Annotated in this window: 17 protein-coding genes and 1 tRNA gene; 5 read left to right on the top strand and 13 right to left on the bottom strand. The window is 47.4% G+C overall.

The window, feature by feature from the left end; all coding sequences use genetic code 11:
• Nucleotides 1-30: 30 nt before the first annotated feature.
• From coaE to H6F56_RS10925, 6 genes are all read right to left on the bottom strand, one after another.
• Nucleotides 31-681 (bottom strand): dephospho-CoA kinase, encoded by a 651-nt coding sequence (gene coaE / locus H6F56_RS10950; RefSeq protein WP_190667735.1) that lies wholly within the window; start codon nt 679-681, stop codon nt 31-33.
• A gap of 29 nt (nt 682-710) precedes the next feature.
• Complete coding sequence (locus tag H6F56_RS10945; RefSeq protein ID WP_190667732.1) at nt 711-1,847, bottom strand: tetratricopeptide repeat protein; 1,137 nt, start codon at nt 1,845-1,847, stop codon at nt 711-713.
• Between the two features lie 413 nt (nt 1,848-2,260).
• A complete protein-coding gene (locus tag H6F56_RS10940) occupies nt 2,261-3,412 on the bottom strand; it encodes a tetratricopeptide repeat protein (RefSeq protein ID WP_190667731.1) in 1,152 nt (383 codons plus the stop codon).
• Between the two features lie 27 nt (nt 3,413-3,439).
• Nucleotides 3,440-3,703 (bottom strand): hypothetical protein, encoded by a 264-nt coding sequence (locus H6F56_RS10935; protein WP_190667729.1) that lies wholly within the window; start codon nt 3,701-3,703, stop codon nt 3,440-3,442.
• Between the two features lie 262 nt (nt 3,704-3,965).
• Nucleotides 3,966-5,522, bottom strand: coding sequence for a uroporphyrinogen-III C-methyltransferase (cobA, locus tag H6F56_RS10930; protein WP_190667727.1), 1,557 nt, complete (start codon nt 5,520-5,522; stop codon nt 3,966-3,968).
• 439 nt (nt 5,523-5,961) lie between these two features.
• Nucleotides 5,962-6,396: an SRPBCC domain-containing protein gene (locus H6F56_RS10925; RefSeq protein ID WP_190667725.1), complete on the bottom strand. Its 435-nt coding sequence runs from the start codon at nt 6,394-6,396 to the stop codon at nt 5,962-5,964.
• Nucleotides 6,397-6,551: 155 nt separating this feature from the next.
• Between H6F56_RS10925 and H6F56_RS10920 the strand changes: the two genes are divergently transcribed.
• Nucleotides 6,552-7,943 carry a malic enzyme-like NAD(P)-binding protein gene (locus H6F56_RS10920; RefSeq protein ID WP_190667724.1) on the top strand — a complete coding sequence of 464 codons (1,392 nt, stop codon included), beginning with the start codon at nt 6,552-6,554 and terminating at the stop codon, nt 7,941-7,943.
• Between the two features lie 108 nt (nt 7,944-8,051).
• Here H6F56_RS10920 and H6F56_RS10915 read toward each other — a convergent pair whose 3' ends face one another.
• The 6 genes from H6F56_RS10915 to H6F56_RS10885 all read right to left on the bottom strand — a co-directional run bounded on the left by H6F56_RS10915 (nt 8,052) and on the right by H6F56_RS10885 (nt 12,631).
• The gene (locus tag H6F56_RS10915; protein ID WP_190667722.1) at nt 8,052-8,297 is read right to left on the bottom strand and encodes a hypothetical protein; all 246 of its coding nucleotides are present in this window, start codon (nt 8,295-8,297) and stop codon (nt 8,052-8,054) included.
• Between the two features lie 17 nt (nt 8,298-8,314).
• A complete protein-coding gene (locus H6F56_RS10910) occupies nt 8,315-9,244 on the bottom strand; it encodes an NmrA family NAD(P)-binding protein (RefSeq protein WP_190667720.1) in 930 nt (309 codons plus the stop codon).
• A 167-nt stretch (nt 9,245-9,411) separates the two neighbouring features.
• Nucleotides 9,412-10,158, bottom strand: a complete 747-nt coding sequence (locus H6F56_RS10905; RefSeq protein ID WP_190667718.1) for an NADPH-dependent F420 reductase — start codon at nt 10,156-10,158, stop codon at nt 9,412-9,414.
• A gap of 221 nt (nt 10,159-10,379) precedes the next feature.
• Nucleotides 10,380-11,108 (bottom strand): nitroreductase, encoded by a 729-nt coding sequence (locus tag H6F56_RS10900; RefSeq protein ID WP_190663286.1) that lies wholly within the window; start codon nt 11,106-11,108, stop codon nt 10,380-10,382.
• Nucleotides 11,109-11,130: 22 nt separating this feature from the next.
• Nucleotides 11,131-11,607 carry a MarR family winged helix-turn-helix transcriptional regulator gene (locus H6F56_RS10895; protein WP_190667716.1) on the bottom strand — a complete coding sequence of 159 codons (477 nt, stop codon included), beginning with the start codon at nt 11,605-11,607 and terminating at the stop codon, nt 11,131-11,133.
• A gap of 367 nt (nt 11,608-11,974) precedes the next feature.
• The gene (locus H6F56_RS10885; protein WP_190667712.1) at nt 11,975-12,631 is read right to left on the bottom strand and encodes an MBL fold metallo-hydrolase; all 657 of its coding nucleotides are present in this window, start codon (nt 12,629-12,631) and stop codon (nt 11,975-11,977) included.
• Nucleotides 12,632-12,634: 3 nt separating this feature from the next.
• Between H6F56_RS10885 and H6F56_RS10880 the strand changes: the two genes are divergently transcribed.
• The 4 genes from H6F56_RS10880 (at nt 12,635) to H6F56_RS10865 (ending at nt 21,269) form a co-directional block, all read left to right on the top strand.
• Complete coding sequence (locus H6F56_RS10880; protein ID WP_190667710.1) at nt 12,635-14,113, top strand: site-2 protease family protein; 1,479 nt, start codon at nt 12,635-12,637, stop codon at nt 14,111-14,113.
• A gap of 298 nt (nt 14,114-14,411) precedes the next feature.
• Nucleotides 14,412-19,721: an AAA family ATPase gene (locus tag H6F56_RS10875; protein ID WP_190667708.1), complete on the top strand. Its 5,310-nt coding sequence runs from the start codon at nt 14,412-14,414 to the stop codon at nt 19,719-19,721.
• A 2-nt stretch (nt 19,722-19,723) separates the two neighbouring features.
• Nucleotides 19,724-21,109 (top strand): FADH(2)-oxidizing methylenetetrahydrofolate--tRNA-(uracil(54)-C(5))-methyltransferase TrmFO, encoded by a 1,386-nt coding sequence (gene trmFO, locus H6F56_RS10870; RefSeq protein ID WP_190667706.1) that lies wholly within the window; start codon nt 19,724-19,726, stop codon nt 21,107-21,109.
• A gap of 87 nt (nt 21,110-21,196) precedes the next feature.
• Nucleotides 21,197-21,269: transfer RNA gene (locus H6F56_RS10865), tRNA-Arg, on the top strand.
• 228 nt (nt 21,270-21,497) lie between these two features.
• Here the strand turns inward: H6F56_RS10865 and kaiC are convergent.
• Nucleotides 21,498-23,066, bottom strand: a complete 1,569-nt coding sequence (kaiC, locus tag H6F56_RS10860; RefSeq protein ID WP_190667705.1) for a circadian clock protein KaiC — start codon at nt 23,064-23,066, stop codon at nt 21,498-21,500.
• Between the last annotated feature and the right edge of the window lie 100 nt (nt 23,067-23,166).

Raw genomic sequence — 23,166 nt, 5'->3', positions numbered from 1 at the left:
AAAACTTGAGAAAAAAGTAGAATGTGACTCTCAAGACAAAGGTTGCCGGTTTAAAGCAATATCTACCTGTTTCAGCAGGTTTTCCAAAGAGGATGAGTTATCTAAAACGACATCAGCGCGAGCGCATTTTTCCTCAATGGGCATTTGACTATTAATTCGGGCTTGCGCTTGTTCTAAAGTTAAGTGATCGCGCTGCATCAGTCGCTCTAGCTGATGTGCCGGCGCACAGGAAACCACCCAAATTTCTGTAACCAAATCTGTCATATTCGATTCAAACAGTAAAGGCACAACCAAAACAATGGGAGATTTTGAATTTTCCCCTTGACAAATATCCATTTTAGATGAATGAATTAAGCGATCACGCACATAAGGATGAATTTGTGCCTCTAACCAGTGGCGATCATTAGGGTTATTAAAGATAATTTGTCCAAGTTTTTTGCGATCAAGATTACCATCAGATAGCAAAATATCGTCACCGTAACGCTCGCTAATTTGTCTCAAAATTGGAGAGCCTAAATTTACGGCTTCACGGGCGTAAATATCAGCATCAAATACCGGCAATTTGTGGGTATTGGCAAGATAGTTAGAAACAGTTGTTTTGCCCGTGCTAATGCTGCCGGTTAAACCGATGATGCGCCTACTGAGCGTTGAGTTTTGAGTGCTGAGTTTGGAGTGGCTCATAATTTGCTGGCATAAATTCGCTCGGATGATTACTGGATTGTTTTAATGGCATCTGCAACCTCTTGGTATTTTTCAGTATTGCCCAGTTTCTGATAAAGTTCTGCGGCTTTGCTTAAATCCTGGAGTGCCCTTTGCTTATCTTTCAAAGCAGATCGTGCCATTCCTCGGTTATAGTAAGCACCGGCATCATCAGAATTCATCTTGATTGCCTGATTGTAATCTTCAATCGCTGCCTGAAAATTGCCGAGTTTAGAGCGAGCATTTCCTCGATTGGTGTACACATCCGCGAGGCTAGTGTTTCCCCAATTACTATCGGCTTGAATCGCAAGATCATAGGAAGAAAGTGCGTTTTCATATCCTCCCAAATCCATAAAAGTATTGCCCCGATGGAACCAAGCCAAAGAGTAATTGCGATTTTGCTGCAATGCTTGATCATAATCGGCAATCGCGCCTTGCTTGTCTCCCAAGGCAAAACGAGAACGTCCCCGACTAATGTAAGCACCGGCATCACTGGGATTAATCTGAATCGCTTGGGTGTAATCTGTTAGCGCCGCCTGATGATCTCCTTGCAAAGCGCGAACAACTGCCCGGTTTTGGTAAGCAAGAGCGTTATTCGGCTGTAGCTGAATCGCTTTGCTATAATCTGCAATCGCCCCTTCATTGTTTCCCAGCCGGCGATGCGCCACACCCCGCCCGTAGAAAGCTTCCGCGAGTTCTGGATTGAGCTGCACTGCCCGATTATAATCCTCAATCGCGCCCTCATAGTCTCCCACCTGAGCACGGACATTTCCCCGGTTATAATAGGTGCCGGCAAAGTTCGGTTGAAGCTGAATCGCTTTCGTGTAATCCTCAATTGAGCCAGGGAAATCGCCCACTTGCCGGCGGGTGACTCCTCGGTTAACGTACACTTCCGCTAAATTGGGATTCATCTCAATTGCTTGGGTAAAGTCCTCAATGGCTGCTTGATAATTTCCCTGCTGATAACGACTTACACCGCGTTCGTTATAAATTCTCGCTTCACTGGAGTTGCCGATCTGAGCCAAAAAAACGCTATCTGACTGAGCCAAGCTGGGTGCCGGTGGCATGAGCGCCAAAACGAATCCTGCTGCAATACCGGCACCTAGGCAATACCATTTTCGATGAATTTTAGCGATATTTGGAAGCATTGCTAGAGTTCGCAACTGATAAAATATCATAAGAAATCAGTATATTTTTTGAAAGTTGAATAATCAGGTTTCAAACGCTTTCAGCGACTGGAAACAAAACATAAAGCCCACAAACAAATACCTGCTCTAGCGATTTGTAAGTTAGCAAAACACCCCTATACAGCAATCTTAAATCATTCGTAAGATTTTCCGGGAGTGCGTTCGCGTAGGCAACGCGTTGGTTCGCTCTCAAGATGCCCCCACTCCGAATTTTTACTCAAATAGGATTGCTATAGTATGAGCGGGTTTGATAGAGACTTTGTTCCTTTAAAAACAGCTCTCCTTCCCTCAACCCGCCCCTACAGTTTGCCTATCCCTTCGCTACCTGAAAACCGCTATACACTTCAGCACTGTCTCCTCTTTTTCACTCGCTACTATTGCAGCTTTTGAAGTTGAGCCTGTGCCCTTTGGTAAGCATCCCTATTGCCTTGTTGTTTGTAGATATCTACAGCTTTCCGCAGATCCTCAATCGCTGTCGGATTTTTCCCTAATTTGCTGTGCGCCATACCCCTGTAATAGTAAGCATCCGGATTATTCGCTTCTATCTGAATCGCTTTAGTACAATCTACAATCGTTCCTTCGTAGTCTGCAATCACAAAGCGGGCTACACTTCGCCCCATATAAGCACCGGCATCGTTGGAGTTATTCTGGATCGCTTTAGAAAAATCCCCTATTGCGCCTTGATAATCCTTGGTTGCGTAACGGGCGTGCCCTCGCTGGCGGTAAGCGGCGGCTTCTTTGGGATTGCGCCCAATCACCTCGGTATAATCAGCGAGTGCCGCTTTGTAGTCTTGTAGGGCGTAGTAGGCATTACCTCGCTGTTGGTAAGCACCCACTTCATCGGGATTTCTCTTAATAACCTCGCTGTAATCAAGAATGGCTGTTTTGTAGTCTTGTAGGGCGTAGTAGGCATTACCCCGGCGCTGGTAAGTTTCGGCTTTTTCCGGGTTACGCTCAATCGCTGTGGTGTAATCAGCAAGCGCCGCCTGATAATTTTTGAGGGCGTAGTAGGCGTTTCCTCTGCGCTGGTAAGTATCAGCTTCCTTGGGATCTGTTTTGATCGCCGCACTATAATCTGCAATTGCCGCCTGATAGTCTTTGAGGGCGTAGCGGGCGTTGCCGCGCCTTTGGTAGACATCTGCTTCGTTGAAATTTCTTTTAAGCGTTTCAGTATAATCAGCAATTGCAGCTTTGTAGTCTTTGAGGGCGTAGTAGCTATTTGCGCGTTGGTAATATGCGCCGGCATCATTAGGATTTGCCCGCAAGGCTTGGGTAAAGGCTTTAACTGCTGCCTTATAATTTCCTTGCTTCAGCAGTTCGATGCCGCGATCATAGTTAGGATTGGTGCTGGGAGTTGCGGGTGTTTCCGCTGGGTTCGGCACAGTTGGCGTCGCGGCTGGTGCCGGCTGAGTGATCGCTGCTGCCGGCTGCGTTAGGGCAAGTGTGCCGACAACGACAGCCATTCCTGCCAACCAGTAGAAAAATGTATTAAACCGGGAAAATTCCCCTTTCATGTGTTGCGGCATAGCATATTTGATAAGCGATTGTTGCTTTTATCGGGTAAGGGTGATTAATACGGGTTCTAGGATATTGTCTATCAAAGACATTGCCGCCGGCATCGTTTTTAGCGTCCTCTGAGACTGCGTGGGGGCGTTTTCCTCACTCGTCCATAACAGGGCTAAATCACCGGCTTGTAAAAAGAGGGTGTGTCGGCAGGGACTTTGTCTCTCTGATTTTTCTAGTTTTCCCTGATGGAATCGATTTATCTCAACGGTAAATGAAAAAATGAAACCGGGGTGATGGTTGGAAATACACATTCACATTTTGGGTTCTTAGGTTTTACATTTGAGCCGGCTGCTATTCAGGCAAAATTTAATGAAATTTTTAAGGTTTTTTTAACCACAAATTCCGCCGGTAGAACTTGAATGACGAACAAAACACATTTAAGTTCTACCGGCGTCCACAGATAAACACTGATAAGTTGAGGCTTGGTGGTTTAGTGCTTTGGTAAGGGGTTTAATGGGTTGGGCGCAGAAGTTTCTTCGACTTGTTTTTTCTGCCGGCATCATTCAAATAAATTTAGGTTTTTTGCGCTTCTATTATGGCTTGGCACAATCCTTCTAGTGTGTACTCCTGAGCTTCAATATCGACGCGTCCTAGAAGTTCTTTACAGGTTTTAGAAGTTTGCGGCCCGATTGACGCAATACAAACGTCTCCCAATAAATAAGTAATCCCGTGAGTTTCTACCCCGGCCTGTCCTAAAAGTTGGTAAAAATATTTTACCGTTTTGGAACTAGCAAAGGTAATGACATCCACTGAATGTTGCTGCAGCGCTTCCCAGGCATCGGAGGCAATTACGGCGGGACAGCGTGACTCGTAAGCGGCGACTTCGACTACATTTGCACCTTTGCCAGTGAATGCTTTGACAAGCACTTCTCGTCCGCCGCTTTCTACCCTGGGAAATAGAATTTTTTTGCCTTCAACGCTTTCCGGGAAATAATCAACTAGCGCATCTGCAACAAAATTGGGCGGAATAAAATCCGGCTGCAAATAGCGTTGTTTCAGGCTGGCTGCTGTTTTTTCTCCAACGACGGCAATTTTGAGTCCGGCTAAATCACGGATATCTTTTTTTAGAGCAATTAATCGCTCGAAAAAGTAGTCTACGCCGTTGGTGGAGGTAAGAATTAACCAGTCAAATTCCTTTAAGTTTGAGATGGCGTGATCTAAAGCTTCCCAACTGGAAGGGGGGCCAATTTCGATAGCTGGCATTTCGATAACTTGTGCGCCGACTTGTTGCAAGCTTTCACAAACTTCGCTTGACTGGCCGGCTGATCGGGTGACTAAAATGGTTTTACCGGCTAAAGGCTGTTGCGAATTAAGATGAGTTTTTTGCTGCCGGTTTTCCATATCAGGTAATTGCAAAAACTGCCGGAGGCGAACAACTTCTCCAATGACAATAACTGCCGGCGGTAAAGATTTACCGGCTGTTTGCTCAAGAATATCGGCTAAGGTGCCGGTCCAAATTTGTTGTTGAAGATGGCCGGCCCAGCGGATAATAGCAATGGGTGTTTGCTGAGGTTTCCCATGCCGCTGAAGTTGGTAAATAATTTCGTTAAGCTGGCGTCCTCCCATTAAAATTACTAGAGTTTCTATACCTGTGAGGGTTTGCCAGTCTAATTCAGCCGGTTCGTGGGCGCTTAAGACGGCAAAACATCGGCTTAAAACTGGATCTGTGAGGGGAATTCCTGCTAGTAAAGGTGCGGCTAGGGCGGAAGAAAGACCGGGGATGACTTCAAAGGAACAGTCGGTTTCTATTAGTGCTTGGATCTCTGAGGTGCAGCGGCCAAAAATAAACGGATCACCGCTTTTAAGCCGCACGACTTGTTTTCCTTGCCGGCATTGTTCCACGAGTAGCCAGTCAATTTCTGCTTGCGGGGTGCTGGGTTTTCCGCCGCGTTTGCCGACATCAAATAGGGTGGTACTTGCCGGCGCTAATTGCAGCAGTTGCTCATCTACAAGTGCGTCATAAATTAATACTTCTGCTTGAGCGAGCAATTGTTGCGCTCGCACGGTGAGGTAGGACGCACCTGCCGGTCCTGCACCTACTAGATAGACTTTGCCCCCTGATCGTGTCATAGCGCTTTCCCGCTGAGTTTTTAGTGCTTTTGCCAACATATCAGCCAATTGAATGGCCGGCAAGCTTTGAAGTACGGTTTTAAGCTGTCTGTGCTTATGTCTATTCTTCTGCGACTTCTTTTACTTCAGATGTCGGTAAGCTTAATGCTACTGCGATTCGTTCTACATTCAGCCCCAATTCTAATAACTGGGGGATTGTTTTCCGTTGTGCTTGTGCCTGTCTGTATAAGGGTATTCAATCTCGGTTGAGATTTGACTATTTGAAAGTGTCATGAGCAACTACCTCAAATTAACTGAACGTCGCTTAATTTATCATTTTAATTATTTCGTTCTAACCAGCTATCCTGAAAATATTTAAATAGATACTTTGAATTTTGTTACTTTTTATTTATTTAAAAATAACAAAAAATGAAGAATTTATTAGACTTAAATATCAACATTAAAAAAGCTCTGCATATCGCTTTAATTCTTTTGCCATGCGTTCCATGCCTTTTTTCTCATCATCACGAAGAAATGGTAAAAATACGCGAGTAAGAAACCCGGAAAAATTTTCTCGATGTATGTATTTAGTTCGGTTAACGCCAATCTCTTGTAGCTCAAAAATGTATTCGTGGCGAAACCCTGGAATCGCAGAAACCCATTTTAAACAAACTGCCGGCTGAACTAATGTCACCACCGGCTCAAATTCTGTCTCTTCCTCACCCCGCACGCGTTGCATACAAAGTACCACTTCTTTCCCCAGCTCAAATGGCAGAGCCGGCTCGCGATCAAACAAAAACGTGTTCCAGTGCAACCACTGGTCTTTTTGAATCAAAATCTGCCAAACTCGCTGCTTGGGTGCATTAATCTCAATTTCCACATAGAGACTTGGCATGAGGATACAAGTGTTTATTGGTGCAGATAAATACAGTTATGAGCCGGGTGTTCCCATAAGCTATGAACGATTGTCGTAGAGATATGCTATGTTATGTCGCTACACAAAAATTTACTTGCCAGATTTTGACCCCCCACAGGAGAACGCAAGCAGTCATGGTAGATCTGACACCAACCCCCAGTTTTAGTTTAACGATTCGTTTGCAGCTGCCCAATCGCGCGGGTATGCTGGCTAGCGTCACCCACGCTATTGCATCGGTCGGCGGCAACCTGGGTCAAATTGATTTAGTCGATCAAACGCGCCAGACATCAGTTCGCGATATTACCGTCGATGCCACTTGCACAGAACATATCGAAACCATTGTAGAAGCAGTCAAAGCGCTGCCAGATGTGCAACTGATCAACGTTTATGACCGAACTTTTCACCTGCACCGGGGCGGCAAAATCAGCATAGAGAGCAAAATGGTGATCAACAGCCATTCGGATCTGGCAATGGCCTACACCCCTGGAGTGGGCCGGATCTGTATGGCAATTGCACAAGACCCAGAACAAGTTTATAACCTCACTATTAAACAAAATACCGTCGCCATTGTCAGCGATGGCAGCGCTGTCCTGGGATTAGGCAACCTTGGCCCAGCCGCAGCCTTGCCGGTGATGGAAGGTAAAGCAATGCTGTTTAAAGAATTTGCCGGCTTGGATGCTTTTCCCATCTGTTTAGCCACCCAAGACACGGATGCCATTGTCGAAACTGTCAAAAATCTTGCCCCTGTATTTGGCGGCGTTAATTTAGAAGATATTGCCGCACCCCGGTGTTTTGAAATTGAAGCGCGGTTGCGGCAAGAGCTGGACATTCCTGTATTTCACGATGACCAACATGGAACCGCCATCGTCACCTTAGCCGCCTTGATCAACGCCCTGAAGCTGGTGAAAAAACCCCTGGATAGCGTGCGGATCGTAATTAATGGAGCCGGTGCTGCTGGGGTAGCGATTGCCCGCCTGCTGCATAAAGCCGGTGCTGAAAGCATCATGATGTGCGACTCCAAAGGCATTCTTTCTAAAGATCGGACAGATTTAAACTCGCAGAAGCAGGAGTTTGCGGTTGATCTAGCCGGCACTCTAGCGGATGCGATGGAAGGTTCGGATGTGTTTATCGGCGTCAGCGCTCCGGGAGTTGTCACCACCAAAATGGTACGCTCAATGGCCAAAGACCCGATTGTTTTCGCAATGGCCAATCCTATCCCCGAAATTCAGCCAGAATTAGTATCGATGGATGTTGCTGTCATGGCCACAGGGCGCAGTGACTACCCCAACCAAATTAATAACGTCCTAGCCTTTCCAGGCATCTTTCGCGGGGCGCTTGACTGTCGGGCGCAAGCACTCACGACAACCATGTATTTAGAAGCCGCGATGGCGATTGCATCCTTAGTCAATCCTGCCGATTTAGATCGAGAGCATATCATTCCTTCAGTCTTTGATAAGCGCGTTGCCACAACCGTTGCTGCTGCCGTGCAACACGCTGCCCGTCAGGAGGGGATTGCCCGGAATTGAGGGGCATTGGGCAAGGCTGCGCCAACCTAATCATGGGACGAGCCTGTAAAGCTTTGGTGTAATGACTTTTAACTTACCTGCTTGTCCCTTTTCTATCCCGAACTCACGTTACATACAAATCACACGGTTTACGCGAACCCCGAAATCGGCATCCGGATTTGTCGTAGCGTCACCAAGCCGCTCTTGCAGCACTGCAACTGCCAAGTCCCGGCGCTTTGGTGATCGTGATGCGTCGGCAGATGCCAGCGCTGCCGCCATCTGTTCGCGCCGAGTTTTCGCCGGGTCTCGATCCGAATTGGGACAGGCGGAGGCGCTTAGCATGCGCTGGTAAGGCGCTTCTGCGACCACTCCCACCTGCGAAAATCGCCGGCTTATTCCGTGGGAGTTTCGTCGGCGCGCTGATCAACCAGATCGAGCAGCTGCGCCTTGTTCGCCCTTGCCCAGTCGCGCACGCTGGTGGCGGGCCGCCCGAGCAGGAAAGGCACGTCGTCCTTGACGGTGCCCATATAGCCCATGCGCCCGTCGGCGAACTGCGTAAGAAGCTCGAATGAGCTGCGGGCATACCAGTCCTCAACTTCCAACGTGCCTTTCTTGAACAGCGCCTCCACCTCTGACGGATCGAGCGTGTTGCAGCGAATCGAACGGTCGAGCACTTCGCTGAGTGCGGTGGCCAGTTCCGGGCCGGTCATGGTTTCGGTGCTGAGATAATAGTCCTTCGAACCATAGCGTTCTGGACCGTCGCGCAAGACCTTGGCGGTTACTGCGGCCAGATCGTGAAGCGCGACGTAACCGACGCGGTTCACGCCCCAGAAAACTGAGAACGTGCCGCCAATGGGCTGCGATACGCTGAGCATGTTCTCAAGAAACACGTTGGGATGTAAGTGCGTCCAAGCGATGCCACTGGCCTCGATGTAGGCTTCGACCAGGGCGAACCAGCAATATTTCGAGTCGGTAGCGTCTTCCGCCGCGAAGACGCCCTGGTTGACGATGTGCTGCACGCCCGCCTTCTTCGCCGCGTCCACCACGGTCTTGGTTTGGTGGGTCATTGCGATGGTGTAGCCGGTGAGGATGTTCATGCGATCAACGCCACAAAGCGCCGGGCCGAAGGTTCGCGGATCGTCGAGGTCGAACAGGACGGCGTCGCGGCCTTCGCCGCGCAGACGCTCCAGATCCTTCTGCTTACGCACGCCGACGCGGATGCGGGCATTGCCGGGCGTGCGATCGAAATCCTCTAGGATTAGCCGGCCAGTCTGGCCGGTGACGCCCATGAGGAAGATGAGCGGGCTGTTGTCGGTCGCCATGATTGCTCTCCGGTTGTTTGTGTGGATGTCGAACGGGAAGAGGCGTGGCGCGGCTCAACGCATGATGCGATGATAATGTAACGAGCCATGTCACGTCTCACTGTTGTGGTCGGTCGGGACGATCGGCGTGACGGGCGGGGAAGTTGTTCTCCAGCCCATGACCGCCTTCACATGAACAGCGCGCGGGTCAGGCGCACGGCATAGTCAGAATCCGGGTTGGTAGCGCTATCACCCACCCGCTCCATGATCGCCTCGATCGCAAGCTCGCGGCGCCTGGGCAAGCGCTCACGTTCCGCCGAGGCGAGCGCGGCAGGCATTTCCTCGCGGTTGAGGTCTGTGCAGTAACAGGGCGAGCCGGGTTGCTGGCGCCACGAATCGGCGAGCGTGCCGGCGTCGAAAGCATCAAGCCCGGTGTCTTCGACGAGCGCCATCGCCACGGAGCGATCGTTCTCGCGGTCAGCAGCCACAGGGAGGGCGATACGGTCAGGACTTCCAGCAGACTTGCCCTTAGTGGCGAAGGAGCCAGACCCGATCGCGTTCCACGCCTTGGCAATTGGCCGGCCTAGCTGTTGGGCCACCCAAAGGCTCTCAACCTGCCCGGCCTCGATGGCATCGATCTTGTCGTCGCGGTGGGGATAGTAATTAGACGTGTCGATGACGACTGTCTCGGCTGGTAGGTTGGCGATTAGCGGCGCGATTGTGGGAATGCGGTTGAGAGGGATCGAGAGGATCACCGCGTCAACGTCCTCCACCGCTTCAGCGGTCGAGACCGCGCGTGCGCCGAAAGCCAGCACATCGGCCTCGATGGTCTCGGGGCCGCGAGAGTTGGCCACCTTCACGTCATGTCCGGCCGCACTGAGTTTGCGTGCCAAAGTCTTCCCGATATGGCCAGTGCCAAGAATGCCTATCTTCATAAAACGATTTCCTTGTACTGGGTAAGAGTCTCATTCCACTGCTGTACATCATTTGGGCCGGTCTTACCCCGAGTGATTCTCGAAGTAGGGGCGCGCGGCCTCGTCCGCCTCGGCGCGGTAGCCAGCAATCTGTCAGGCGTCAGCCTGCGCCAGCGCGGCTTTTACTTCTGGTCTGTGGGTTACATCTGTTAAATGACCAATCATCCCCATCCGAACATTTTTTAATGGTGAAAGGTCACGCTCTCTGAGACGGGAACGCGCCCCATCCGAACGCTGTTGACTGGTGCTGTGAAGTCTGGATAGCCAAACGCAATGGCAAACATCAGCTTGAGTTCATCGGAGATACCCAAATATTCGCGGATGGTCTGTGCAAAAAAGCCAATGGCGGTCTGCGGAATACCTCCTAAACCGCGCGCCGTCAGAGACAACAAAAACGTCTGGCCATACATTCCAATGTCACCGCCAACGCGCACATTATCTCCAAAGGAAGGCATGAAGAGCAGAGCGACATGAGGTGCACCGTAGAAGGTGTAATTTTTTGCAGCGGCTTTATGACGCGCGATCTTGTCGCCCCGCGCCACACCCATCGCCTCATAAAAGGTTTTGCCGTGTTCAATTCGGCGTTCACTATAGGCGCCATAAAAGCACTCCATATCGAAGCTAAAATCCGGCGTGAAATTCTCCGCTTCGTTTTGCTCGGTTAGAATGCGGCCCAATTCTTTGATCTTTTCGCCCGAAACGATGTGTGTGTTCCACGGCTGCGTGTTGCAATTCGATGGAGAATATTGTGCATCTTCCAAGACTTGCTTTATTTGAGCGTTAGGGACGGGTGTTGGTAAAAATGAGCGGAATGAGCGGCGCGCTCGAACTGTCTCTTCAAAAGAGAGTGTTTGTGATGGTTCATTTTCTAATTCAATGAGACCGTTTGAAAGGTGTGTTGCGTTTGACATCGTGAAACCTCAAAAGATGGTGTCAGTTGGAAGGTGGTTCGTGGTCGAGAGCCTTGGCTGAACGGGGTATTGCCAGCCCGTTCAAGGTGTCGCGAAGCTCGGCAAGGTCTTCATCGGAGAGACGGCAGGCCGTCTCGATCTTTTCAGGGATCGAGCACGCTGCCTCGCGGAGTGCCTCGCCCGCTTCTGTCAGCTCGATAAGAACGCGGCGTTCGTCCTGTTGGTCACGGGTGCGCGTCACCAACCCCGCGCTCTCAAGGCGCTTTAACAGGGGCGTCAAAGTCCCGTTATCCATACCGAGTTCTTGCCCTACTTCCCCAACAGTGCGCGGGGTGCCCTCGTAGAGAGCGAGCATGACCAGAAACTGAGGATAGGTCAGGCCCAAAGGCTCAAGAAAGGGCCGATGAAGCCGAATGACGCGGTTGGAAGCACTATAAAGGGCAAACGAAAGCTGCCTCCCCACCTGTCGCCGTTGGTTGATGTTCGAGTTGTTATCCATTTAAAAATCCAGTCAACTACAATTATATAGCGCACTACATAATAGTTCAATACCTATAATTCACTTTTTTCTGGGTTTTCTACGGTGAACCCTATAAGCGCGTGTTTCATAGCGCGTGAAATTGGCGTTTCGCCGGCTTTGGCTTGGTGAGCCGCTTGAGCATGAGGCGGATCGTGGACACGTATACGAAGGCTTCTCTGCTAGGCGGCAGCGCCTCATAATCTTTGCTCAGACGCCGGTTGCGACCCAGCCAGGCGAAAGTGCGCTCTATTGCCTTCATCCTAAGAAGCCTTCTCTCAAGATCAATGCCTTTTTTCTCCCTTCTGCTTAACCCGAACTCAGGTTACTCAGGACTCAGGAATCAGCACTACACCAAGGCTTGAGACTGCCGGCAACCTTCCAGGTCAAGCTGGGCTAACCGCCCGTAAGCGCGATCAATGACTCGTTGGCCGCGTAAGTAGCCGGTGTTAGCACCAGGGCAGATATAACTTAGGGTTGCCGGCGTGAAACGCTCGATAAGCGACTGAACGCTGCGGATCTGTCGTGGCCAGTGAAAGGTTTTTGAGGTTCGCAAAGGCATCGGCTCACCTTGTTGATTTGGCAGCAAATGACGCCCGGTGAACAGCACTCCTCCACTGCCGGCATAATACAGGCAAGATGAACCGGGAGAGTGTCCGGGTGTCCAAATGGCTTGGCAGCTAGGGCTGAAAGTAAACTCGTGAGAAAAGTTTTTTACGGCTAATTCCGGCAAAAGATAGGCTTCTTGCTCTTGAATGAGGATTTCACAGCCGGTTTCTTGCTGAATTTTCTCTGCCTTGCCTATAGCGCCCCGATGCGTAAGAAATAACCACCGCACGCCGCCTTGCTGTTGCAAAAATTCTAAGTTAAGCTCATCAATTGCCGGACAGTCGATGAGGATATTGGCGTGGTTTTCTACAATGAGATAGGCTGTTGCTCCCAAGGTATCTCGGTTGGGTGAAAACGCATAAACGGTATCGAGGGCAGCCTGTGGTTGCTTGGGCATAGCATGGTTCTCTGGTTGCTCCTGTTTCTTGGACTGTTTACATATCTCATTTTGCAGCGCTCTGTCGCTACTGTAACCCGCACGCCGGTGTGGATTTTGTGGCTGGTGATGATGACGCCGGCTTTGATTTGGTGCGTGTGGGCGTTAATTTATGGCCAAAACCAACCCATGCCTCTGGCAGTGGCAATTGGCCCGTTTTTGATTTGTCCGCCGATTTACTGGTGGCTCATTCATTTGGGCCGTCGCGAGGCAATGCCACCAAAGCAGCCGGCTGATACGGATTTAACGGATTTAGCGGAGGAATCGCCTCAGACAGACGATTCTAAGAAGGATCGCCCGTCGGTGCGTCCGATTACTCAAGCTGAAGAAACCCAGCTACGCGATTGTTTTCCTTGGTCTACTTATTATTTGCAAAACATTGAATACCGGCCTCAAGCGGTGATCTGCTGGGGCCGGCTACGGACAAATCCACAGGAGGCTTACCAGACTGTTGAGGAAAAAATAACCGCCTTATTTGGCGATCGGTTTTTACTGGTGTTTCGCGAAACTCTTAATCGCAAACCTTTCTTTGCACTGGTGCCCAACCCTTACCGAGAGGCGGCTGAAGGGCAGAAACCTGAGTTGATCACACGGCCTGCTTTTGCCTTAGCGCTGCTGGTGATCGCACTGTTCACGACGACGCGATTTGGGGTTCAACTGGTTGGGATGGCAGACAAGCTGCCGGCGAATCCAGCTTTACTGCTGAAAGGACTACCATACGCCTTGGCGCTGATGACGATTTTGGGCGTTCACGAGTTGGCCCATTACTTGACGGCACGGTTTTATCAAATTCGCACGACGCTGCCCTATTTTATTCCCTTGCCATTTTTCTTGGGTACGTTTGGTGCGTTTATACAGATGCGATCGCCGGTGCCGAATCGCAAAGCGCTGTTTGATATCAGTATTGCCGGCCCTTTAGCAGGCTTCGTCGTAACGGTGCCGCTGCTGGTTTGGGGGTTAGCTCACTCTCAAGTGGTTCCCTCGCTTCCCAGCGCTGGAATGTTAACGTTTGATGCGCTCAACCCCAACTTTTTTCTGTTGCTGAGTCTGTTGAGTAAGCTGGCGTTGGGCAGTGCGTTGAGTGCCGGTAAGGCAATCTCGCTGCATCCAGTTGCGGTTGCCGGCTATGTCGGGATGATCGTCACTGCGTTCAATTTGATGCCGGTTGGCGCTCTTGATGGCGGTCACATCGTTCATGCCATGTTCGGACAGCGCACGAGCTTGATCGTGGGTCAAATCGCCCGGTTCTTGATGTTAATTTTGTCTTTTATCCGGCCTGAATTGTTGCTGTGGGCGCTGCTGTTAATCGTGATGCCTATTCGTGATGAGCCGGCGCTTAATGATGTGAGCGAACTTGATAATCGACGCGATTTTTTAGGATTAATCGCATTGGCTTTGTTGGTGTTAATTCTTTTGCCGGCACCTCGAATTCTCTTTAATTAAAAGATCAGCTTTGTGATTCCAATGCTGCCACCATCGACTAGATTATTGCAAATCTAGTTGATTTTTCATTACTCATTGCGCTAGTGCCGGTTTTCCTTTCTGTCTAAACTGCGCTTTAATGGCTAATTTTACTGGCTCTGTTTTTTCACATAGAGTCCGGCATTAGGGTATGAGGGAATTGCTGAGTGCTATTGTGTGCCGGCTCAGGGAAAAGTTATACTACTAATGATTAAGTTTTTATGATAATTGCATCTATCTTGAGATAGATTAATAATTCTTAACTGCAAAAAACATTAAGATGATCACCCTTGCCGGCATTTCTGTTAAAGCTCAAATTTATGAAAGCGCCAACTCCCTGGTATATCAAGGGATTCGAGAGTCAGATGATCAACCCCTGATCCTCAAAGTTCTTAAACAAGATTATCCGACGCCGGCTGAACTCACTCGCTATCGCACAGAGTATCACCTCACGAAATCTCTAGATCTGGCAGGAGTGGTTAAGGTTTATGACTTACAGAAATATCAAAATACCCTTGTGATGTTTCTCGAAGATTTTGGCGGGAAATCTTTGAAGTCTTGGATGCAGCAGTGCCAATTTACGTTAGAAGAATTTCTTCAAATTGCGGTCGCTACAACAGACGCATTAGGGCATATTCATGCAGCGAATGTTATTCACAAAGATATTAATCCATCTAATGTTGTTTTCAATAAAGAAACCAACCAATTAAAAATTATTGACTTCGGGATCTCCACCAAGTTAACGCGGGAAACACCGGCTTTAAAAAATCCTAACGTTTTAGAAGGCACTTTGGCTTATATGTCGCCGGAACAAACCGGCAGGATGAACCGCACGTTAGATTATCGCACGGATTTTTACTCGCTCGGCATTACCTTTTACGAATTGCTGACGAATAAATTGCCTTTTGAAACGGATGATGCACTGGAATTAGTTCACTGTCACATTGCTAAAGTGCCGGTGTCTCTGTCTGAGTTAAATCCAGAAATTCCCCCCATCCTCTCAGAAATCGTCATGAAACTTTTAGCAAAAACTGCTGAGGAAAGATATCAAAGCGCCTGGGGACTTAAAGCAGATTTGGAAGAATGTTTAAACCAATTAAATTTGACGGGGAAATTAACAAATTTTGAACTAGCCGGTGAAGACATTTCTGATAAATTTCAACTCCCGCAAAAACTTTATGGCAGAGAACGAGAAATTGCCACCTTAGTAACCGCTTTTGAGCGTGTCAGTTCAAAGCAGAGCGAACTAATGCTAATTGCCGGCTATTCTGGAATCGGTAAATCAGCCTTAGTGCAGGAACTTTATAAACCGATTACCCAAAAACGCGGCTATTTTATTTCTGGAAAATTTGACCAATATCAGCGAAACATTCCCTATAGTGCCCTTGTCGGTGCTTTCCAAGAATTAATCAAGCACTTGTTAACTGAAAGTGAAACGCAACTAAATTTATGGAGAGAGAAGTTATTAAAAGCTTTAGAAATTAATGGGCAAGTCATTGTCGATATAATTCCTGAACTCGAATTAATTATTGGCAAGCAAACCTCTGTTCCAGAACTTGGCCCCAATGAGTCTCAGAATCGGTTTAATTTAGTCTTTAAAAATTTTATTAAAACCTTTACGAAACCCGAACATCCCCTAGCATTATTTATTGATGATTTGCAGTGGGCAGATGGCGGATCATTAAAATTAATGCAGCTTTTAATGAGTGCCGCCTCCCCTGGATTATTTTTAATGGGTGCCTATCGGGATAACGAAGTTTCCGCAGCACATCCGTTAATGTTGACTTTAGATCAAATAGCCAAAACCGGAGCAATTATCGAGTACATTTCACTATTACCCTTAGACTTACCTACTATCACACACTTGATTGGCGATACGCTCAACTGTGAAGCAGAAAGTGTTAAGCCTTTGGCTGAGTTGGTGCTATTTAAGACTGGCGGCAATCCGTTCTTTATGAATGAATTTTTGAAATCACTTAATACAGAAGAACTGTTAGAATTTGATATTCAGACGCGCAAATGGCAGTGGGATTTAGAGCAAATTCAATCGCGGGATTTCACGGATAACGTCGTCGAACTCATGGCCGACAAGATTCAAAAGCTGCCAGATAGTACGAACAGTTTATTAAAAAAAGCTGCCTGTATTGGCAATCAATTCAACTTAAAAACTCTCGCATTGATTAGCTCTCAACTTTTGCGAGAAACTATGAAGAATTTGCACGCAGCCGTCGCCGAGAATTTAGTCGTTCCGATTGGTACTATGGGGGATATAGAATTAGCGGTTGATGCAACTGAACTGACCACCCGCTCATTACCAACCGCCTCATCGCAATCACTCAAGTATAAATTTGTTCACGATAGGATTCAACAGGCGGCTTATTCCCTAATTGCCGAACAAGATAAGCCTCTCATCCATCAGCACATCGGAAAACTGCTGCTGAAAAATATTTCTGAGAGCAAACGAGAAGAAAAAATCTTTGACATTGTTAATCAACTCAATTTTGGTATTCAACTGATCTCTAACCAGCTAGAAAGAAATGAGCTGGCACAGTTAAACTTAGTTGCCGGCAAGAAAGCGAAACTATCATCTGCGTATCAGCCGGCTTTAAATTATTTGCAAATCGGCATCGAACTCTTAGCAATCAATAGCTGGCAGCAACAGTATGAACTCACTCTCTCACTCCACGAAGAAGCCGCTGAAATTGCCTATCTAAAAGTTGATTTTGTCTTAATGGAAAGATTTATTGATGCAGTCGTATCTCAAGCACAAACAGTTTTAGACAAAGTGAAAGTATATGAGGTGAAAATTCTAGCATATACTGCCCTCGGTCAATTTAACGAAGCTATCAATATCGGATTAGAAGTGCTGAAATTGTTGGGGATAAGGTTACCGAAGCAACCGAGTAAGCTTGATGTTTTAAGGGGACTGCTGCAAACCAACCTAAGGATCGGATTTCAACCGATTGCTAGTTTAGTTGACTTGCCAGTGATGAGCGCTCCTTACCCAAAAGCAGCGATGCGTATCCTAACAAGAATGGCTCCCTCTACCTACTTTGCTGCACCGCTTTTGTTCCCGATGATTGTGTTTCAACAAATCCACTTATCTATTAAGTGGGGAAACACAATAGACTCTGCTGTTGCTTATAGTTTCTATGGCATGATTCTCTGTGGAATCGTTGGAGATATTCAGAGCGGCTCTCAATTTGGTCAACTCGCGCTCAACGTAGTCTCCAAACTTGATACAAGAGTTTTTAAAAATATGACAGGTTTTACAGTATATACCTTTATTAGACACTGGATAGAGCCTCTCAAAGAGGCAGTCAATCCCCTACGGGAAGTTTACACGCTTGCACTGCAAACAGGAGATTTACAATTCGCTAGCTATTCAATTTATTCCTACTACCACTTGAGCTTTCTGAGCAGCTCGGAATTGGTTAAATTGGAATCTGAGATGGAGATATATGCTCAGAGTATCCGTCAAATGGGACAAGAAAAAACCTTTGAGATGCAACAGCTATTGCACCAAGCCGTTCTGAATTTACTCAGCAAAATAGAAAATCCTTCTGATTTGACTGGCACAGCTTTCGATGAGCAGGTGATGCTGCCAAAACTACAAAGCCGAAATGATCGCGCTACACTGGGTCATTTTTATTTTAACAAGTTAATGCTTTCTTTCCTGTTTAACGAAATAGAATTGGCCATTATGAATGCTGACTTATGTGAACAATACTTTGATGGCATCACAGCAACATCCACAGTTACTCACTTCTATTTTTATGATTCTCTAGCACGTCTATCGGTGGCAACAGATGGTCAGCAGTCAGAGCAAAATCGCCAGACGCAGAAAGTCGTTAGTAACCAAAAAAAGATGAAGAAGTGGGCACATCATGCCCCATCGAATAACTTGCATAAATATTACTTGATAGAGGCTGAACTGTGTCGATTCAGGGGAAAATATGCTTTGGCAACAGAATTGTATGATCGCGCGATTTCTCTCGCTAAAGAACACGACTATATCCATGAAGCCGCTCTCGCTTACGAACTTGCTGCCAAGTTTTATCTATCCCAGGGGAAAGAATTAACAGCAAAGGCTTATATGCAGGAAGCTCGTTACTGCTATCAACTTTGGGGGGCAACTGCCAAAGTCAAGCATTTAGAAATGCGATATGGCAACTTATTGGTTGCAAATCAAGGGAGTAGTCAAAATGCTAAAGCGACGACATTAGTAACCACCACTGGCTCGAAGTACAGCCTGGATATCGCCACAGTGTTGAAGGCTTCTCAGGCAATTTCTGGGGAAATTGTGCTGGATAAGTTACTATCTAGCTTGATGAAAATTTTGATTGAAAATGCAGGGGCGCAACAAGGTTATCTCATTTTAGAAGAACGGGGAAAACTGCTAATTGAAGCGGAAGGGGCAATCGATTCTGAGCAGATGAGCGTACTTCAATCAATGCCGATTGAAAACTTTCAAAGCGCTTCTCAAACAATTATCAATTATGTCTGCCGCACTCAAGAAAGTGTGGTTTTGAATGATGCGACTCGTGAGGGACAATTTACCAATGATCAGTATATCCAAGAAAATCAGCCTAAATCGGTTCTCTGCGTACCGCTGATCAATCAAGGTAAATTAGTTAGTATTGTTTATCTGGAAAATAATCTCACAGCCGGTGCGTTTACACCAGAAAGGCAGGAGCTATTAAATTTGCTTTCTGCTCAAGCTGCAATTGCTATTGAAAATGCCAGATTTTACAATAAAATGGCAGAACTTAATAAAGCTTACGAGCGGTTTGTGCCGCGCCAATTTCTCCAGTTTTTGGAAAAATCAAGCATCGTTGATGTGAAATTAGGCGATCAGGTGCAGTTAGAAATGTCGGTACTATTTTCCGATATTCGGGATTTTACAACGATTTCAGAAGGAATCAATCCAGAGGAGAATTTCAAGTTTATTAACTCTTATTTATCTCGCATGGAGCCGGCAATCGTTGAAAATAATGGGTTTATCGATAAATATATCGGGGATGCGATTATGGCATTATTTAGTGGCGAAGCAGATAATGCGGTGAAAGCCGGCATTTCTATGCTTCACCGGCTTGCTGAATACAACCAACATCGCGCCCATTCTGGCTATCATCCCATTCAAATTGGCATCGGCATCAATACCGGCACCTTAATGTTAGGAACTGTTGGCGGACAAAATCGCATGGATGGCACCGTAATCAGCGACGCGGTAAATTTAGCCTCTCGCGTAGAAGGTTTAACCAAAAATTATGGCTTGCCATTATTAATCACCCAACAAACTTATGAGCGATTGACGAAGTCGGCAGATTATGCAATTCGCACGATTGACACCGTAAACGTTAAAGGCAAATCTCAATCCGTCACAGTCTACGAAATCTTTGAGACTGATCCACCGGCACTCAAAAATGGGAAGTTAAATACGCTACAATCATTTACAGAAGCCTTATCGCTCTACAATCTAGAACAGTTCAACAAAGCGGCGCAACTGTTTGAAGAGTGCCTGCGCCTCAACCCAGGCGATCAAGTCGCTCAAATTTATCGGCAACGCTGCTATCAGAATCACCGCTAAAAATGACAGAAAAACAACCGATTCACGTAATTGGTGGGGGACTCGCCGGCACCGAAGCAGCTTGGCAAATCGCACAAGCAGGAGTGCCGGTAATTTTACACGAAATGCGCCCCAATCACCTCAGTCAGGCGCATCACACCGGCGAATTAGCAGAATTAGTTTGTAGTAACTCATTTGGCGCAAAAGCAACGGATCGCGCTGCCGGTTTACTTCACGAAGAATTGCGGCAACTCGGTTCAATTATTATCGGCAAAGCAGACGAACATAATGTGCCGGCAGGTGGCGCTTTGGCAGTAGATCGAGCGGTATTTAGTCGAAATTTAACAGAAACCCTCGACGCTCACCCCTTAATCGAATTGCGCCGCGACGAAGTTCACCAAATTCCCCCAGACGGGATTACTGTCCTCACAACCGGCCCGCTCACCACCTACAATTTGGCAGATGATTTGCAGCGGTTCACCGGCATGGAATACATGAGTTTTTTTGATGCCGCCAGCCCAATTGTTGTGGGAGAATCGATTAATTTTGATATCGCGTTTCGCGCCTCTCGCTACGACAAAGGCGACGCGGATTATATTAACTGCCCCATGACGAAAGAGCAGTATCTTAACTTTTGGCGCGAAATATGCGCGGCGGAGCAGGCAGAATTAAAGGATTTTGAACGGGAAACCGCGAAATTTTTTGAAGCGTGTTTGCCGATTGAAGAAATGGCCAAACGAGGCGAAGATACGATGCGCTATGGCCCATTAAAGCCGGTGGGGTTATTCGATCCCCGCAAAAAAGCCGAGTTGGGAGATGACCCCATCGAAGCGCGAAAGTTTAAAATCCAAAACTGCTACGCAGTCGTGCAATTGCGCCAAGAAGACAAAGCCGGCCAATTGTGGAATATGGTAGGCTTCCAAACGAATTTGAGATGGGGCGAACAAACACGTGTATTTCGGATGATTCCAGGCTTGGAAGACGCGGAATTTGTGCGGATGGGTGTAATGCACCGCAACACCTTTATCAATGCGCCGCAACTACTTTATCCAACCCTGCAATTTAAGCAGCGTCCAACCTTATTGGCGGCAGGACAATTAACCGGCACAGAAGGTTACACAGCAGCAGCGGCGGGTGGTTGGCTGGCGGGAACCAATGCGGCGCGGCTAGCGTTGGGGTTGGCAACTGTGAAGCTGCCGGTGACAACGATGATGGGTTCGCTGTTTGAGTTCATCAGTTCCGCTGAACCGAAGCATTTTCAACCGATGCCGCCGAATTTTGGGATTTTGCCAGAGTTGCCGGTGAAAATTCGCAGCAAGCAAGAAAGATATGGCAAGTATCGCGATCGCGCTTTGGCTGACTTAGCAGGCTGGCGGGACTCTCAGCTAACTGAGGCGATCTGTTCTTAACCAACGGCTGCCGGCTGTCTTCTTCTCCTCTTTCCGATCAGGTGACTGGTCAGCCGGCTCAATAAGTGCTATACTACTTAAATGTTAGGACACGTAGCTCAGTGGATAGAGCATTAGATTCCGGTTCTAAGGGTCGGGGGTTCAAATCCCTCCGTGTTCGTTAAATTTATAATGACTCATGAGTGGTCGGCAACAGTTTGGTGTCGGCATCTTCTAATTATCTATCGAACGCTTTGTTCGTAAGCTTTGCTGTAAAAACTCGGGACTTAATAATCGGTTGCAATCATTGTGCCGGCACCTGTCCTTTGTCAAAAGCTTGCAGACAAATGACAAAGGACAAAAAGCTAATAGCTATTAGAATTCAAGACTCAGCACTCAGCACTTAATCTTAGCTATCTAAATCCTCGTTTTTCTTGCCTTGGACACCTTTAACAATTCGGGACAGTTCGCTCTTTTCATCAATTGAAATTCGGCTGGGAGATCCACTAATAATTCGTTCGTAATTACGGAAAGAATCTTTAATTTCTGGGCCATTTTGACTGATTGTATATTCACGAATGCCTTTATCATGCCAGGAACCTCGCATTTTGAAGACATTGATTGCACGTGCCATGTCTCCGCGAATTTCCACATATTGCAACATGAGAATCGTATCGGTAATCGTGGAAATATGGGAGTCTGTAATCGAATGAGAACCCATAAATTGGTCAGTGGTATTGGTGAAGAAGCCGGTGATTTCTTCTTGCTTGGCATAGCCGGTGACGCCAATTACAAACTGACGAAAGGCATTGTTGCTGATTCCGCGTTCTAAAGCCGAGAGTGAGTCAATCGCAAGACGAGCCGGTTTAAAATCAGTCAGTTCTGATTTAATAATTTGCAAGTGGTCTTCTAAGCCGGCAGATTCCGGGTAAGCACAGCGGATTTTTAGCAACCCTTTCTGTTCCCATTCTTCAAAATCAATGCCCCAGGAGTAAGCATTTCGTAATAACTGGGCGCGGGATTCTTCGTAGGCAAATAGCAAAGCACGTTCGCCATTTTTGCAAGCATTTTCAACAAATTTGCTCACCAATAATGTCTTGCCGGTGCCGGTTGCTCCAGTTGCCAAAATAATCGAATCTTTAAAGAACCCACCGCCGCACATTTCGTCCAGAGTTTTGACCCCAGAAGACACCCGAACGTTGGAAGATCGCTGAGTCAACCGCATCGCACCGAGTGGGAAAATATTGATGCCTTCATCAGTCATTGTGAAAGGATATTCCCCTTTCATGTGCGTTGTGCCGCGCAGCTTCAAAATTTCCATCGTGCGACGCCGGCGTTCGCCTTCTAGTACGTTTCGGACAATCACGACATTATCTGAAACAAATTCTTCCACGCCAAAGCGGGCAACCTGCCCATATTCTTCCACTCGTTCTGTTGTCATAATCGTTGTGACGCCAACTTGTTTGAGGCGGGCAACTAAGCGAAAGATTTCCCGTCGCACCACAGCGGCTGCATCATACTGTTGAAATACCGCTGTAACGGAGTCGATGGAAACTCGTTTTGCCTTATATTTACGAATGGCATACTGAATCCGCTCGATCAGGGCAGATAAGTCAAAACTGCCCACCACATCTTGCCCTTCTGGATCGGGAGAGGCATCCAGAATAAATAATTTCCCTTCATCAATTAAACCCTGTAAATCCCAACCAAAACTTGAGGCATTTTTAATAATATCGGCTGGAGATTCTTCAAAGGTTACAAAGACGCCGGCTTCCTCAAATATTGTGATCCCGTTATAAAGAAACTGAACAGCTAGCATCGTCTTGCCTGTCCCAGAAGTGCCGCTGACTAAGGTGGTTCTTCCCACCGGCAGACCTCCATGACTGATGTCATCAAAGCCTTCTATCATCGTGCGAATTTTCTGGACTCCCCTAGCTGGCAATTGATTGGGTTGCCCTATTTGCTGAAGTTTATTCATCTCTTTAGTTGTTCAAAACTGAATGTAAATTTACAAATTGAATATTTTCCCTAATTTTTTATACCGCAAAACCCGCACGCTAGGGAAAAGCGTGCTTTCA

It is taken from the genome of Microcoleus sp. FACHB-672 (assembly GCF_014695725.1).
GTDB lineage: Bacteria > Cyanobacteriota > Cyanobacteriia > Cyanobacteriales > Oscillatoriaceae > FACHB-68.
This window is presented reverse-complemented; position numbering and strand designations above follow the sequence as displayed.

What these genes read in the sequence shown, in the direction of transcription:
- coaE (WP_190667735.1), bottom strand. Translation starts at nt 681, where the DNA reads ATGAGCCACTCCAAACTCAGCACTCAAAACTCAACGCTCAGTAGGCGC.
- H6F56_RS10945 (WP_190667732.1), bottom strand. Translation starts at nt 1,847, where the DNA reads ATGCTTCCAAATATCGCTAAAATTCATCGAAAATGGTATTGCCTAGGT.
- H6F56_RS10940 (WP_190667731.1), bottom strand. Translation starts at nt 3,412, where the DNA reads ATGCCGCAACACATGAAAGGGGAATTTTCCCGGTTTAATACATTTTTC.
- H6F56_RS10935 (WP_190667729.1), bottom strand. Translation starts at nt 3,703, where the DNA reads ATGTGTATTTCCAACCATCACCCCGGTTTCATTTTTTCATTTACCGTT.
- cobA (WP_190667727.1), bottom strand. Translation starts at nt 5,522, where the DNA reads ATGACACGATCAGGGGGCAAAGTCTATCTAGTAGGTGCAGGACCGGCA.
- H6F56_RS10925 (WP_190667725.1), bottom strand. Translation starts at nt 6,396, where the DNA reads ATGCCAAGTCTCTATGTGGAAATTGAGATTAATGCACCCAAGCAGCGA.
- H6F56_RS10920 (WP_190667724.1), top strand. Translation starts at nt 6,552, where the DNA reads ATGGTAGATCTGACACCAACCCCCAGTTTTAGTTTAACGATTCGTTTG.
- H6F56_RS10910 (WP_190667720.1), bottom strand. Translation starts at nt 9,244, where the DNA reads ATGGCGACCGACAACAGCCCGCTCATCTTCCTCATGGGCGTCACCGGC.
- H6F56_RS10905 (WP_190667718.1), bottom strand. Translation starts at nt 10,158, where the DNA reads ATGAAGATAGGCATTCTTGGCACTGGCCATATCGGGAAGACTTTGGCA.
- H6F56_RS10900 (WP_190663286.1), bottom strand. Translation starts at nt 11,108, where the DNA reads ATGTCAAACGCAACACACCTTTCAAACGGTCTCATTGAATTAGAAAAT.
- H6F56_RS10895 (WP_190667716.1), bottom strand. Translation starts at nt 11,607, where the DNA reads ATGGATAACAACTCGAACATCAACCAACGGCGACAGGTGGGGAGGCAG.
- H6F56_RS10885 (WP_190667712.1), bottom strand. Translation starts at nt 12,631, where the DNA reads ATGCCCAAGCAACCACAGGCTGCCCTCGATACCGTTTATGCGTTTTCA.
- H6F56_RS10880 (WP_190667710.1), top strand. Translation starts at nt 12,635, where the DNA reads ATGGTTCTCTGGTTGCTCCTGTTTCTTGGACTGTTTACATATCTCATT.
- H6F56_RS10875 (WP_190667708.1), top strand. Translation starts at nt 14,412, where the DNA reads ATGATCACCCTTGCCGGCATTTCTGTTAAAGCTCAAATTTATGAAAGC.
- trmFO (WP_190667706.1), top strand. Translation starts at nt 19,724, where the DNA reads ATGACAGAAAAACAACCGATTCACGTAATTGGTGGGGGACTCGCCGGC.
- kaiC (WP_190667705.1), bottom strand. Translation starts at nt 23,066, where the DNA reads ATGAATAAACTTCAGCAAATAGGGCAACCCAATCAATTGCCAGCTAGG.